General features: G+C 68.6%; 16 protein-coding genes. 12 read left to right on the top strand and 4 right to left on the bottom strand.

Going from position 1 to position 13859, the window contains the following annotated elements:
* Window positions 1-57: 57 nt before the first annotated feature.
* Window positions 58-768, bottom strand: a complete 711-nt coding sequence (locus I7X18_RS25805) for a cutinase family protein (RefSeq protein ID WP_193046805.1) — start codon at window positions 766-768, stop codon at window positions 58-60.
* An 86-nt stretch (window positions 769-854) separates the two neighbouring features.
* On the opposite strand from I7X18_RS25805, the gene I7X18_RS25800 reads away from it, so the two are divergent.
* From I7X18_RS25800 to I7X18_RS25780, 5 genes are read left to right on the top strand one after another with little or no spacing between them, the layout of a single operon-like run.
* Window positions 855-1244 (top strand): nuclear transport factor 2 family protein, encoded by a 390-nt coding sequence (locus tag I7X18_RS25800; protein ID WP_193046804.1) that lies wholly within the window; start codon window positions 855-857, stop codon window positions 1242-1244.
* Window positions 1245-1247: 3 nt separating this feature from the next.
* Complete coding sequence (locus I7X18_RS25795; RefSeq protein ID WP_193046803.1) at window positions 1248-1796, top strand: metallophosphoesterase family protein; 549 nt, start codon at window positions 1248-1250, stop codon at window positions 1794-1796.
* Window positions 1789-2202 carry an MmcQ/YjbR family DNA-binding protein gene (locus I7X18_RS25790; protein WP_193046802.1) on the top strand — a complete coding sequence of 138 codons (414 nt, stop codon included), beginning with the start codon at window positions 1789-1791 and terminating at the stop codon, window positions 2200-2202. Before I7X18_RS25795 ends, I7X18_RS25790 begins: the two co-directional genes overlap by 8 nt.
* A gap of 42 nt (window positions 2203-2244) precedes the next feature.
* On the top strand, window positions 2245-3747 hold the full coding sequence (zwf, locus tag I7X18_RS25785; protein WP_193046801.1) for a glucose-6-phosphate dehydrogenase: 1503 nt from the start codon (window positions 2245-2247) through the stop codon (window positions 3745-3747).
* Between the two features lie 55 nt (window positions 3748-3802).
* Window positions 3803-5680 (top strand): alkyl/aryl-sulfatase, encoded by a 1878-nt coding sequence (locus tag I7X18_RS25780; RefSeq protein ID WP_193046800.1) that lies wholly within the window; start codon window positions 3803-3805, stop codon window positions 5678-5680.
* Window positions 5681-5690: 10 nt separating this feature from the next.
* Here the strand turns inward: I7X18_RS25780 and I7X18_RS25775 are convergent, their stop codons facing one another.
* A complete protein-coding gene (locus tag I7X18_RS25775; protein WP_193046799.1) occupies window positions 5691-6452 on the bottom strand; it encodes an SDR family NAD(P)-dependent oxidoreductase in 762 nt (253 codons plus the stop codon).
* A 19-nt stretch (window positions 6453-6471) separates the two neighbouring features.
* Here I7X18_RS25775 and I7X18_RS25770 point away from each other — a divergent pair, with 19 nt between their 5' ends.
* Both I7X18_RS25770 and I7X18_RS25765 read left to right on the top strand, forming a co-directional pair.
* On the top strand, window positions 6472-7083 hold the full coding sequence (locus I7X18_RS25770; protein ID WP_193046798.1) for a histidine phosphatase family protein: 612 nt from the start codon (window positions 6472-6474) through the stop codon (window positions 7081-7083).
* Between the two features lie 45 nt (window positions 7084-7128).
* A complete protein-coding gene (locus tag I7X18_RS25765; protein WP_193046797.1) occupies window positions 7129-8145 on the top strand; it encodes a phosphotransferase family protein in 1017 nt (338 codons plus the stop codon).
* A 3-nt stretch (window positions 8146-8148) separates the two neighbouring features.
* Here the strand turns inward: I7X18_RS25765 and I7X18_RS25760 are convergent, their stop codons facing one another.
* Window positions 8149-8535: a LapA family protein gene (locus I7X18_RS25760; protein WP_193046796.1), complete on the bottom strand. Its 387-nt coding sequence runs from the start codon at window positions 8533-8535 to the stop codon at window positions 8149-8151.
* A gap of 131 nt (window positions 8536-8666) precedes the next feature.
* Between I7X18_RS25760 and I7X18_RS25755 the strand changes: the two genes are divergently transcribed.
* The 5 genes from I7X18_RS25755 to I7X18_RS25735 are packed head-to-tail and all read left to right on the top strand — an operon-like array spanning window position 8667 to window position 12857.
* Entirely contained in the window at window positions 8667-9623 is a 957-nt protein-coding gene (locus tag I7X18_RS25755; protein ID WP_193046795.1) for an ABC transporter substrate-binding protein, read from the top strand.
* 8 nt (window positions 9624-9631) lie between these two features.
* A complete protein-coding gene (locus I7X18_RS25750) occupies window positions 9632-10789 on the top strand; it encodes an ABC transporter ATP-binding protein (protein WP_193046794.1) in 1158 nt (385 codons plus the stop codon).
* 3 nt (window positions 10790-10792) lie between these two features.
* Window positions 10793-11464 (top strand): ABC transporter permease, encoded by a 672-nt coding sequence (locus tag I7X18_RS25745; RefSeq protein ID WP_193046793.1) that lies wholly within the window; start codon window positions 10793-10795, stop codon window positions 11462-11464.
* Complete coding sequence (locus I7X18_RS25740) at window positions 11461-12255, top strand: ABC transporter permease (RefSeq protein WP_193046792.1); 795 nt, start codon at window positions 11461-11463, stop codon at window positions 12253-12255. The genes I7X18_RS25745 and I7X18_RS25740 overlap by 4 nt, the downstream gene beginning before the upstream one ends.
* A complete protein-coding gene (locus I7X18_RS25735; protein WP_193046791.1) occupies window positions 12252-12857 on the top strand; it encodes a putative glycolipid-binding domain-containing protein in 606 nt (201 codons plus the stop codon). Before I7X18_RS25740 ends, I7X18_RS25735 begins: the two co-directional genes overlap by 4 nt.
* Here I7X18_RS25735 and I7X18_RS25730 read toward each other — a convergent pair.
* Window positions 12820-13764, bottom strand: coding sequence for a prephenate dehydrogenase (locus I7X18_RS25730; protein WP_193046891.1), 945 nt, complete (start codon window positions 13762-13764; stop codon window positions 12820-12822). The two genes, I7X18_RS25735 and I7X18_RS25730, sit on opposite strands and share 38 nt — an antisense overlap.
* Between the last annotated feature and the right edge of the window lie 95 nt (window positions 13765-13859).

Here is a 13859-nt window from a genome sequence, read left to right as displayed (position 1 = left end):
GAACGCCGCCGACGCTGAGCCCCTGGCGGCTCGGCGTCGGCGGCGTTGCGGTCTTTCTTACAACCGGCCCACCACGTAGCTGGCGGCCTGCTGCGTCATCCCGTTCACCCCGTAGAGCGCGTGCGCGATGCTCGGCTGTCCGCCGGGCGCGCCGTTGCAGATGGTGTCGCCGTCGGCGCACAGTTCGAGCGTCTTCGGCTGATAGAGGGGACCGATGACGACTCCGGGAGCGCCATACGTGCCGAGCCACTCCGCCGACGGCAGCCCGAACAGGGTGACCGCCGCGACGTGCTCCGAGACCTCGGCCGCGAGCGGCTGGGGGACGGAGTTGCGGTACGACGCCGGCACCGCGTCCGGGACGGTCGAGCTGGTCACGAACCCCGCGACGACCGCACCCTGGGAGAACCCGCCGAGCACGATCCGGGTGTTCGGGCAGGTATCGGCGATGGTCTGGACGCGGCTGCCGGCGTCGCGGATCCCGTCCACAACGGTCCTGGCCAGGTCCTCGCGGGCGTCGAAATTGTTCGACGCGGCGTAGTTGACCGCGTAGACGTTGACCGTCCGCGGGGCGGCCTGGGCGCGCAGCGCGTCGACGAACGACTGGCCGACGCCGCCGACACCCGCTGCCTCACCGGAACCGCGGGCGAAGACCACCTCGACATCGGGGCACGGCTGGGCGGACGCAGAGGGCGCTGCCACGCCGATCATGGCGGCCCACGTGGTCATCACCACCGCGCCGAGGAAGCGACCGAACTGGCGAACTCTCATAAGTGAACTCCTGCAGAAATAGTGGCCCGACGCCAGCGCGGTTACCCTCACCTCGGTCGGCCAAACCCCGCGTAATCTCCCACGGTATGACGACACCCCCGGTGATCCAGCGCTGGCTCGACCTCATCGACGGCGGCCACGGTGGCGACGTGACGGCATTGCTGGCGCCCGACGCGGTGTTCTACTCACCCGCGGTGTTCACCCCCCAGGAAGGGCGCGACACGACCGCCGCCTACCTGAACGCGGCCGCAAAAGTGTTCGGCGGAAAGAACTTTCGTTACGTCAACCAGTGGTATGCCGACCGGTCGGCGGTGCTCGAGTTCGTCGCCGACATCGACGGTGTCCACGTCAACGGGATCGACATGATCGAGTGGAACGACGCCGACGAGATCACGTCGTTCAAGGTGATGCTGCGCCCGTTCAAGGCGTTGCAGACCGTCATCCCCAAGATGGCCGAGCTCTTGCAGGCGGGGTGACCGATGCGGCTGCTGCTCATCGCCGACACCCATCTGCCCAAGCGGGCGCGTGACCTGCCCGCGGTGGTGTGGGACGAGGTCGCGCGCGCCGATGTGGTGATCCACGCCGGCGATTGGGTGGAGCCCGACCTGCTCGACGTGCTCGAGGAGCGGGCCGCCCGCCTGGTCGGGTGCTGGGGCAACAACGACGGGGCCGAGTTGCGCCGCCGCCTGCCCGAACGCGCGGATGTCACGTTGGAGGGGGTGCGGTTCACCGTCGTGCACGAGACGGGGGCATCCGGCGGGCGTGACGCGCGGATGGCCGCGCTCTATCCGGACACCGACGTCCTGGTGTTCGGCCACAGCCACATCCCGTGGGACACCACCGCGGCCAGTGGGCTGCGGCTACTCAACCCGGGTTCGCCCACCGACCGCCGCCGCCAGCCGTACTGCACCTACATGACCGCCACCGTCGCCGACGGTGCGCTCACCGATGTCGTCCTGCACAACATCGTCCCCAAGAGCGTCGTCCCCAAGGGCGTCGTCCCCAAGGGCGGGGAGCGGCGTGCCTGACCGTCCCGCCCGGGTGGACGATGTCCACGCGCTCGCGGCCGCGATGCCGCACACCAAGCGCATAGAGGGCCCGAAGGGCAATGCGATCTATCAGGTCGGCGGGAAGTCCTTCGTGTTCTTCCGCACCCCGCAACCGGACGCCGCCGATCCGGACAGTGGCGAAAAATACCCCGACGTCATCATGATCTGGGTGGAGTCCGAGGCCGACAAGCTGTCGCTGGTGCAGGACCCGAATTCACCGTTCTTCACCAGCGATCGCTTCGACGGCCACCTGTCGGTCCTGGTGCGCGGCACGCAGATCGGACAGATCGGGCTGGACGAGCTGACGGAGCTGATCCAGGATGCCTGGCTGTCGCGGGCCTCGACGCGGCGCGCCGAACGGTGGCTCGCCGAACAGCAGGGCTGACAACCTCTGCGGGCGAGTACTCATGGTGACATCATCGCCAGGGTGGCCCCTGAATCCCCGCAGACCATCGCGTATCCGGCGCCCGGCGCGCGCCCGCACCGGATCGCCGACGAGAAACTCGACCCGCACGTCATCGTGTTGTTCGGTGCGACCGGTGACCTCGCCAAACGAAAACTGTTGCCCGGCATGGCCTATCTCGTCCAGTCCTCGCTGGCGCCGAAGATCAGGGTCGTCGGCACGTCGCTCGAAGAGCTGTCCGGCGACGAGTTCCGGGCAGTGGCCCGCGAGGCCGTCGACGCATTCGGCAGCCACAAACTCACCGACAAGGAATGGGAAGGTTTCGCCTGCAGGATCTCCTACGTGCCGCAGAGTGCCGGACCCGAGGCGCTCGCCACGGCCGTGAAGGCGGCCGAAGAGGAACTCGGCCCCGACGCGCGGCGGCTGCACTACCTGTCGGTGCCGCCCAAGGCGGCCAAGGCCGTCATCACCATGCTCAAGGACTCCGGCCTCGTCGACCGGTCGCGGGTGGTGATGGAGAAACCGTTCGGCACCGACCTGGCCAGCGCCGTGGAACTCAACGACTTCGTGCACGAGACCTTCGACGAGTCGCAGATCTTCCGCATCGACCACTTCCTCGGCAAGGAGGCGGCGCAGAACATCCTGGCGTTCCGGTTCGCCAACGGCTTGTTCGAGCCGATCTGGAATCGCAACTTCATCGACCACATCCAGATCGACATCCCGGAGAAACTCGGCCTCGACCAGCGTGCCAACTTCTACGAGAGCACCGGCGCCTACAAGGACATGGTGGTCACCCACCTGTTCCAGGTGATGGCATTCGTCGTCATGGAACCGCCGACCGCGCTCGAGCCCCGGGCGATCAGTGAGGAGAAGAACAAGGTCTTCCGGTCGATGCTGCCGCTCGACCCGGCCAAGGTGATCCGCGGTCAGTACGCCGGCTACCGGGCCGAAGAGGGCGTGGCGCCGGATTCGGAGACCGAGACGTTCATCGCGCTCGAGGTCGGCATCGACAACTGGCGCTGGGCCGGCGTGCCGATCTATCTGCGTACCGGCAAGAAGATGGCCGAGGGGCAGCGCATCATCTCGATCGCGTTCAAAGAGGCGCCGCGCTCGATGTTCCCGGCCGGCTCGGGGGTGGGGTCCCAAGGTCCGGACCACCTCACCTTCGACCTCGCCGACAATTCGAAGGTGTCGCTGTCGTTCTACGGCAAGCGTCCCGGCCCGGGGATGAAGCTCGACAAGCTGTCCATGCAGTTCTCGACCCAGGAGACCGGGCGGGTCGGTGACGTGCTGGAGGCCTACGAACGGCTGATCCTCGACGCGATGCGCGGCGACCACACGCTGTTCACCACCGCCGCGGGCATCGAGTCGCTGTGGGACCGCTCCACCCCGCTGCTCGAGGATCCACCGCCGGCGAAGCTCTATCAGCCAGGGACGTGGGGTCCCAACGCGATCCACCAACTCATCGCGCCGAGCGCCTGGCGGCTGCCCTTCGAACGCGAGTGGCGCGAGAAGAACCCGGAGTAGAGCACCGGCCGCCGTTTCCCACCGAAGCACCGGGCGTGGTGGCAGGGTCATCGCCATGGACCCGAAGCCACCGAGCGCGACCATCGAGTCGGCGCACCGGAACCACCTGAGCACACTGCCGTTCGCCGACACAGCGGATTTCGCCGACGCCGACCGGGGATTCATCGCCGCGCTCGATCCGTGCGTGATCACCGCCGCGGACGGGCGGGTGGTGTGGGACAACGACGCCTACGCCTTCCTCGGCGGTGAGGCGCCGCCATCGGTGCACCCCAGTCTGTGGCGGCAGTCGGCGCTGACGGCCAAGCAGGGGCTCTACGAGGTCGTCGAAGGTATCTACCAGGTGCGCGGCTTGGACCTGTCGAACATCACATTCGTCGAGGGGGACACCGGTGTCATCGTCATCGACCCGCTGATCAGCACCGAGACCGCCGCCGCCGCGCTGGCGCTGTACCGGCAACACCGCGGTGAGCGGCCGGTGACCGCGGTCATCTACACCCACAGCCACGTCGACCACTTCGGCGGTGTGCTCGGGGTGACCAGCCAGGCCGACGTCGATGCGGGCCGCGTGCCGGTCATCGCCCCGGTGGGGTTCATCGATCATGCCGTGGCCGAGAACGTCTACGCCGGTACGGCGATGGCGCGGCGCGCGACGTACATGTACGGCACGATGCTCGGCGTCGGGCCGGCCGGGCAGGTCGGGTGCGGGCTGGGGCAGCGCACGTCGACCGGTGAGGTGGCGGTGATCGTGCCGACGCTCGACATCGCCGCGACGGGCGAGACGCACACCGTCGACGGCGTCGAGATCGAGTTCCAGATGGCGCCCGGCACCGAGGCGCCCGCCGAGATGCACTTCTACTTCCCCGGGTTCCGCGCATTGTGCATGGCGGAGAACGCCACCCACAATCTGCACAATCTGTTGACCCTGCGCGGTGCGCTGGTGCGCGACCCGCATGGCTGGGCGGGCTATCTCACCGAGGCCATCGACACATTCTCCGACCGGGCCGACGTGGTGTTCGCGTCGCACCACTGGCCGACGTGGGGCCGTGAGCGCATCGCGAATTTCCTGTCGCTGCAACGGGATCTGTACGCCTACCTGCACGACCAGACATTGCATCGGCTCAACCAGGGTCACACGGGCATCGAGATCGCGGAGGACTTCGCGCTGCCGCCGGCACTGGAGAGAGCCTGGCACGCGCACGGCTACTACGGTTCGGTGAGCCACAACGTCAAGGCGGTCTACCAGCGTTACATGGGCTGGTTCGACGGGAACCCGGCCCGGCTGTGGCAGCATCCGCCGCGAGCGCTGGGGCCGCGGTACGTCGCGGCCATCGGCGGGCTGGACCGCCTGGTGGAGCTGGCGCGCGAGGCGTTCGGTATCGGTGATTTCCGTTGGGCGGCAACGCTGCTCGATCACGCCATGTTCACCGATGAGCAGCACGCCGGGGCGCGGAAGCTGTACGCGGACACCCTCGAACAGTTGGGTTACGGGGCGGAGAACGCCACCTGGCGCAACTTCTACCTCTCCGGTGCGACGGAACTGCGCGACGGCAATTTCGGCACTCCGACGCAGGTCACGTCGCCGTCGATGCTGTCGCAGCTCACGCCGGAGCAGATGTTCGACGTGCTGGCCATCAGTGTGAACGGCCCGCGGGCCTGGGACCTCGACATCGCGACCGATGTGACGTTCCTCCACACCGGCGACAACTACCGCCTGACGCTGCGCAACGGGGTGTTGGTGTACCGGAAGGTGGCGGCCGACCCGTCGAGCGCGCAGGCCACCGTCCGGTTGGCGAACACGTTGCGGCTGTTGGCATTCGCGGCGGGGGACACCGATTCGCCCGGCATCGAGATCGTCGGTGACTCCGGCGCGCTGCCGTCGCTGTTGGCGATGCTGGACCGGCCGGACCCGGCGTTCGACATCGTCACGCCGTAGCGGCGCACACCTACGGCTGCCCGCCGTCGGCCCGCAGGATCGAACCCGTCGTGAAGCTCGACGCGTCCGACATGAGAAACAGTGCGGCGCCGACGATCTCGTACGGCTCACCGGCCCGCTCGAGAGCCAGGTGGCCGAACGGCTTCGACACCTCGGAGAAGTTCCACGCCTTGCTGATGTCGGTGAGGAACGGCCCGGCCATCAGCGTGTTGACCCGCACCGTCGGGCCGAACGCCTTGGCCAGTCCCTCGGTCATCGTGTTGAGCCCGGCTTTCGCCGCGGCGTACGGCAGCATCGACGGATCCGGTCGCAGCGAACCGCTCGAGCTGACATTGACGATCGACCCGCCACCGTCGGCCACCATCCGCTCACCGACCAGCGCCGCCAACCGGAACGGGCCCTTGACGTTGAGGTTGAACACCGCGTCGAACAGCTTCTCCGACACCGACGTCAGCGAGTCGTACAGCGGCGACATGCCGGCGTTGTTGACCAGCACGTCGAGCTTTCCGAACCGCTCGTAGACCGCGTCCACCAACCCGTCGAGTTGATCCCAGCGCCCGACGTGCACGCCGTACGGCATCGCGGTGCGGCCCGTCGCCTCGGCGATCTCGGCGGCCGTCGCCTCACAGCTCTCCAGCGACCGGCTGGCGATCACGACGTCGGCTCCGCACCGGGCCGCGGCGAACGCGATCTCGCGTCCCAGGCCCCTGCTGCCGCCGGTGACGAGCACGACGCGGCCACTGAGATCGAACAGATCGTCGGCGTAACCCATGGGCCCATATGGTGTCACGGTGCAACTGCTTCTGGTCAGACATGCGCTGCCTCTGCGCAGCGAACCCGGTGAAGGCTCTGATCCCGTCCTGTCGGAGGAGGGCATCGAACAGGCCAAGCGGCTGCCCGACGCGCTGGCGCGGTTTCCCATCACGCGGTTGGTGAGCAGCCCGCAGCGACGCGCCGTGCAGACCGCGCAGCCGGTCGCCGACGCACTGGGCATCCAGACCGAGGTCGACGAACGCCTCGCCGAATACGACCGCGACCTGCCGCATTACATCCCGATCGAGCAGATCGCCCGGGAGAACCCGCAGGAGTTGGAGCGGCTGATGAACGGCAAGCTGCCCAGCGGGGTGGACGAGGAGGCGTTCACGGCGCGCATCTTCGCCGCCGTCGACGACCTCGTGACGGCCGCCGATCGCGAGGACACCGTCGCGGTGTTCAGCCACGGCGGGGTGATCAACGCGCTGCTGCATCGGGTACTGGGCACCGAGAAGTTGCTGTCCTTCCACGTCGACTACGCCTCGGTGACCCGGCTGCTGTGGTCCTCGCGGGCCGGGCAGCTCACGGTGGCGTCGGTCAACGGGACCGAGCACGTATGGGACCTGCTGCCGCGAAACCTGCGGTGGTGAGCGCTCGCGCGAGCCGCCCATCGGGCCGGTGGTAGACAGATCGCCATGACGTCTCCGACTCTCGAGGGCCTCGACCTCGACGCACTCGACCGGCATCTGCGTTCTGAGGGCATCGCCCGCGACGGTGCGCTGCGGGCCGAGCTGATCGCGGGCGGCCGCTCGAACCTGACGTTCCTGGTGTTCGACGACGCGTCGAAGTGGGTGCTGCGCCGCCCGCCGCTGCACGGCCTCACCCCGTCGGCGCACGATATGGCCCGCGAGTACCGCGTGGTGGCCGCCCTCGCCGGCACCCCGGTCCCGGTGGCCCGCGCCATCACGATGCGCAACGACGACTCGGTACTCGGCGCCCCGTTCCAGATGGTCGAGCACGTTGAGGGGCGCGTCATCCGTCGCGCCGACGAACTCGAGGCCCTCGGCGACAAGGCCACGATCGACGCCTGCGTGGACGAGCTGATCCGGGTGCTGGCCGAACTGCACGCGGTGGATCCGGCCGCCGTCGGGCTCGGCGATTTCGGCAAGCCCAGCGGGTACCTCGAACGCCAGGTGCGGCGGTGGGGTTCGCAGTGGAGCCACGTGCGCCTCGACGACGACCCGCGCGATGCCGACGTGCACACGCTGCACGCCGCGCTCGGCGAACGGGTGCCTGCCGAGACCCGCGCGTCGATCGTGCACGGCGACTACCGCATTGACAACACGATCCTCGACCCGACCGACGCCACCACGGTGCGCGCGGTGCTCGACTGGGAGATGTCCACGCTCGGCGATCCGCTGAGCGACGCGGCGCTGATGTGCGTGTACCGCAACCCGATGTTCAACTACGTGCACAGTGACGCGGCGTGGACGTCGGAACTGCTGCCGACCGGCGACGAGATGGCGCAGCGCTATGCGACGGCGTCGGGTCAGCCGCTGGCGCACTGGGACTTCTACATGGCGCTGGCGTACTTCAAGCTGGCGATCATCGCCGCGGGGATCGCGTTCCGCGCCCGGATGGGCGGCACCGAGGACAACGTCGGCGACGCGGTCGCGCCGCTGATCGCAGCGGGTCTCGAAGCGCTGGCCTGAGACTCAGCGCATTGCGGCTCTGTAGTTCTTCTTCGCGGCGCGGCGCAGCTGGAACAGCCGCGCGGCCCCGGCGAGCGACGCGATCAGACCGCCACACACCGCGGCGAGCAGGATTGCCACACCCAGCGGCAGATTCCACTGCCAGCCGAAGAACTCCAGCGTCGTCGACTCGGTATTCTGGGCGATGAAGATGAGCAGCACGATCAGGATGAGCAGGCCGACGATCACCGACGTCCACAGCGCTGCTGCCCTGGTGAAGTGCACCTTCTTGAGGTCGGGCGGGGTGCGATCCGCGACCGGGTAGTCCCCCGGGACCGGTGGCCCGGGATTCGGCGGGTCGTAGCCCTGCGGCTCACGCCCTGCTGACGGCCCGTACGGATCGGTGCTCATAGCTCATATCTGCCCGTTCGGACGGTCCACGAAACCAGCTACCGGTGAGGTAAAGGACGGCGCACCGGCCCGCATCCCGCTAATGTCCGCAAGAGCCACCCGCACGAGCCCACTGCCGAGAGGACTTCCGAATGGCGAGCACGCGCAGTCGCAGGCGGGGCGTCACCCGGCTGGCGGCCCTTCTGGCATCGGCGACGTTGGCATTGGTCGGGTGTGGCAGCTCGAACCCGCTCGGCGGCGGCGAGATCTCGGGTGACCTGAAGACGGTCACCGTCGGGTCGGCGGACTTCACCGAATCCAAGATCATCGCCGAGATCTATGCCCAGGCGTTGGAGGCCAACGGTTTCGAGATCAGCAGGCAGTTCGGGATCGGCAGCCGCGAGACGTACATCCCTGCGGTGCAGGACCATTCGATCGACCTGATCCCCGAGTACACCGGGAACCTGTTGCAGTACTTCGACGAAGGCACCACGGTGACCACCCCGGATGCGGTGGTACTCGAGTTGCTGCGGGCGCTGCCCGGCGATCTGTCGATCCTGTATCCCTCTCCGGCCGAAGACATGGACACCGTCGCGGTGTCGGCTCAGACGGCGCAGCGGTGGAACCTCAGGACGATCGGCGATCTCGCCGCGCACTCGCCCGAGGTGAAATTCGGCGGTCCCTCGGAGTTCCTCAGCCGCGCCGAGGGCCTGCCCGGGCTGAAGGAGAAGTACGGGCTCGACATCGCCCCGGCGAATTTCGTGGCGATCAGCGACGGCGGCGGGCCGGCGACGGTGCGGGCGCTGACCGACGGCACGGTGACGGCGGCCAACATCTTCAGCACGTCACCGGCGATCGAACTGAGCGATCTGGTGGTGCTGGAGGATCCGAAGAACAACTTCCTGGCGGCCAACGTGGTGCCGCTGGTCGCCTCGCAGAAGAAGTCCGACGAGCTCAAGTCGGTGCTCGACGCGGTGAGCGCGAAGCTGACCACCGAGGCCCTCATCGAGCTGAACTCCGCGGTCGAGGGCAATCAGGGTGTCGACCCGGATGAGGCCGCGCAGAAATGGGTCGGCGACAACGGCTTCAACCAGCCCCTCCAGAAGTAGGCGACCCGATGATCACCTTCTCGAACGTCACCAAGCGGTACCCGGACGGCACCGTCGCGGTCGACGACCTCAGCCTCGAGGTGCCCGAGGGCACGCTGACGGTGTTCGTCGGCCCGTCGGGCTGCGGTAAGACCACCTCGATGCGGATGATCAACCGGATGATCGAGCCCACGTCGGGCACGCTGACCGTCGGCGGTGAGGACGTCGCCCGGGTCGACGCCGTCAAGCTGCGGTTGGGCATCGGTTACGTCATCCAGAGCGCCGGGCTGATGCCGCATCTGCGCGTGGTCGACAACGTCGCGACCGTGCCGGTGCTGCGCGGCGAATCCCGGCGCAGCGCCCGCAAGGCCGCGCTCGCGGTGATGGAACGCGTCGGACTCGACCCGAAACTGGCCGACCGCTACCCGGCGCAGCTGTCCGGTGGTCAGCAGCAGCGCGTCGGCGTCGCCCGCGCGCTCGCCGCCGATCCGCCGATCCTGCTGATGGACGAACCGTTCAGCGCGGTCGACCCGGTGGTCCGCGAGGAGTTGCAGACCGAGATCGTGCGGCTGCAGAACGACCTGCGTAAGACGATCGTCTTCGTCACCCACGACATCGACGAGGCGATCAAGCTGGGGGACAAGGTCGCGGTCTTCGGCCGGGGCGGGGTGCTGCTGCAGTACGACGCCCCGGCGCGGCTGCTGTCGAACCCGGCCGACGATGCGGTGGCCGGTTTCGTCGGCGCCGATCGCGGTTACCGCGGCCTGCAGTTCTACCCCGCCGGCGGTGCGGGTCTGCCGCTGCACGACATCCGCCATGTCCGCGAGCCCGAGATCGACGCGCTTCAACTCGGGTCGGGTGACTGGGTGCTGGTGACCCGGCCGGACGGCACGCCGTACGCCTGGATCAACGACGACGGCGTCGCGCTGCACCGCAGCGGCAGATCTCTCTACGACAGCACGATCGCCGGGGGTTCGCTGTTCCGGCCGGACGGCACGCTGCGCCTGGCGCTCGACGCGGCGCTGTCCTCCCCGTCGGGGCTCGGGGTGGCGGTAGACGACGCCGGCCAGGTGATCGGCGGGGTGAGGGCCGACGACGTGCTCGCCGCGCTCGACACTCAGCGCGCCGAAGCGCAGCGGCGGGGGGTTCCGGCGGGGCACGAGCGCAGCGACTCGGGGAGTGTGTGAGCGGTGCGGTATCTGCTGACCCATCTCGACGACCTGTGGGCGCTGACCGTGATCCACCTGCGGCTGTCGTTGATCCCGATCGTGCTCGGGCTGTTGATCGCGGTGCCGCTCGGTGCGCTGGTGCAGCGGACCACCGCTCTGCGGCGGCTCACCACGATCACCGCGAGCATCATCTTCACGATCCCGTCGCTCGCACTGTTCGTCGTGCTGCCGCTGGTCATCCCGACACGCATCCTCGACGAGGCCAACGTGATCGTGGCGCTGACGCTCTACACCGTCGCCCTGCTCGTGCGCGCCGTCCCCGAGGCGCTCGACGCGGTGTCGCCCGCGGTGCTCGATGCCGCCACCGCCGTCGGCTACAAGCCGCTGACGCGGATGCTGAAAGTCGAACTACCGCTTGCGGTTCCGGTGCTGATCGCCAGCCTGCGCGTCGTCGCGGTCACCAACATCTCGATGGTGTCGGTGGGTTCGGTCATCGGCGTCGGCGGTCTCGGCACCTGGTTCACCGAGGGCTATCAGGCCAACAAGAGCGATCAGATCGTCGCGGGCATCATCGCGATCTTCGTGCTGGCGGTCGTGATCGACACCGTGATCATGCTGATCGGCAGGGCGCTGACGCCCTGGACCCGCGCGAGCCGTCCGGCCCGCACCAAGACCGTCGGGGCCGCGGCGTGAACTTCCTCTCCGAAGCGCTGTCGTTCATCTTCGCGGCCGCCAACTGGGCCGGTCCGGCGGGCCTGGGTGCCCGCATCGTCGAGCACCTGGAGTACACCGTCATCGCGGTGGTCTTCTCCGTGCTGATCGCCGTACCGCTGGGGATGATCATCGGCCACACCGGTAAGGGCACGTTCCTGGTCGTGACGGGTGTGAACGCGTTGCGTGCGCTGCCCACCCTCGGCGTGCTGCTGCTGGGCGTGCTGCTGTGGGGTCTCGGGCTGATTCCGCCGACGGTCGCGCTGATGCTGCTCGGCATCCCGCCGCTCCTGGCGGGAACCTACGCCGGGATCGCCAACGTCGACCCGGCGGTGGTCGACGCCGCCAGGGCGATGGGCATGACGGAGAAGCGGGTGCTGCTGCGCGTGGAGGTGCCGATCGCGCTGCCGTTGATCATGGGCGGTCTGCGCACGGCGACCCTGCAGATCGTGGCCACCGCGACGGTCGCGGCCTACGCGAGCCTGGGCGGGCTGGGCCGCTACCTGATCGACGGCATCAAGGTGCGGGAGTTCTACCTGGCGCTGGTGGGCGCGCTGATGGTGACCGCACTGGCGCTGATCCTCGACGCGTTGCTCGCGCTCGCGGTGTGGCTGTCGGTGCCCGGGTCGGGGCGGTGGCGCCGCGCGGGACGCATGCCGCAGCCGTTCTTGAGTGACGAGGTGGCGCTGGAGTCACGAAGTCGCGGCGGATCGCCGTCGAGTTCGGCTGTGGGGTACGAACGGACGGGTGCGTCGCCTACGGTAGAAGGGTGAGTGAAGCCGACCGCTCTGACGTGAAGAACACCTGGCCCGCGGTCCTGACGTGGCGGGCGCACGACGTCGCACGGATGGAGTCCGTGCGGGTGCAGATGGTGGGTAAGCGCATCAAGGCCTACGGCCGGATCGTCGCCGCCCGCTGCGATGCGCACCCGCCGTTCTCCGCCTCCTACGACCTCGTCACCGACGAGCACGGCGCCACGAAACGGCTGTCGATGACCGTCACGCTGGCCGAGCGCGAGCGGCAACTCTCGATCGCCCGTGACGAAGAGAACATGTGGCTGGTCCGCAATCAGCAGAACCAGATGAAGCGCGCCGCGTTCGACGGGGCGATGGACGTCGACGTGGTGCTCAGCCCGTTCTTCAACACGCTGCCGATCCGCCGTGCCGGCCTGCACGAGCACGGCGACTCCATCGCCGTCCCGGTGGTGTACGTGCGGTTGCCCGAGTTCTCGGTGGAACAGGTCACGATCAGCTACAGCGGAGGCGGGCAGGGCTCGGACGCCATCAAGGTGCAATCCCCGGTCGCCGACACCACGATCACCATCGACGCCGACGGTTTCATCCTCGACTATCCCGGGTTGGCAGCGCGGATCTGATCACTCCGCCGGCCCGTCCGGCGGCGGCCAGTTCGTCGCGCCAGTTGTCGGCGCCGATCGTGGTGGTGATGATCTCCGGCCGGCTGAAGCTGTCGTAGCGCATGCGTGCGGCGTGCCCCGACTCGACCAGTTCGGCGACCGACCCGTGCCGCGCCAGCGTCTCGCGGGCGGCGGTCAGCAGTTCGATGCTGCGGTCCAGTGCCGGCACGAGCTGAGGTGAGTTCGCCTCGCACATGGCGCGCACCAGATCGGGTGCGGTCCCGGCCACCCTCGTGCCGTCGCGGAACGATCCGGCCGCCAGCGCGAACGCCAGCGGCACCTCGCCCGCGGTGACGGCGAGTGCCTCGGCGAGCAGGTGCGGCAGGTGCGAGATGCTGGCCGCGGCGGCGTCGTGTTCGTCGGAGCGCGCGGGCACCACCACCGCATGGCAGTCCAGTGCGAGCGCCATCACCTGCGCCCACACGTCGGGGTCGACGTCGTCGTCGACGCTGATCACCCACGGCGCACCGGTGAACAGTGCCGCGTCACCCGCTGCCCAGCCGGAGTGGGCGGTGCCGGCCATCGGATGCCCGCCGACGAACCGCTCCTGCAGGCCGAACGCCCGGACCTGTTCCAGCACAGCACCTTTCACACTGGTCACATCGGTCAACGGGCAATGCGGCGCGGTGGCGCGAATGTGGCCCAGCATGAGACCGAGGGCGGGCACAGGTACGGCGAGCACGATCAGCGCGCACGCCTCGGCCGCGCGGGTGAGAACCTCGTCGAGGTGCTCGCTGGCGTCGAACCCGTCGAAGCGCGCGGCCTGTACACCCTCCACCGATCGGTTGTAGCCGAACACGTCGCGTCCCGCGGCGGCCGCCGCCCGCATCACCGAACCGCCGATGAGGCCCAGGCCCAGCACGCACACGGGTGGTTTCGTCACCATTCCAGGTTGGCACACCGCACCGGGGGCGGTACCCATGCCTGGTCAAAGGCGCTCGTGGGCGACTACCGTACTGCGAC

The sequence above is a fragment of the Mycolicibacterium baixiangningiae genome (assembly GCF_016313185.1).
In the GTDB taxonomy this organism is placed as follows: Bacteria; Actinomycetota; Actinomycetes; order Mycobacteriales; family Mycobacteriaceae; genus Mycobacterium; species Mycobacterium baixiangningiae.
The sequence above is the reverse complement of the archived record's forward strand: the minus strand, read 5'-3'. Positions and strand labels throughout refer to the sequence as shown.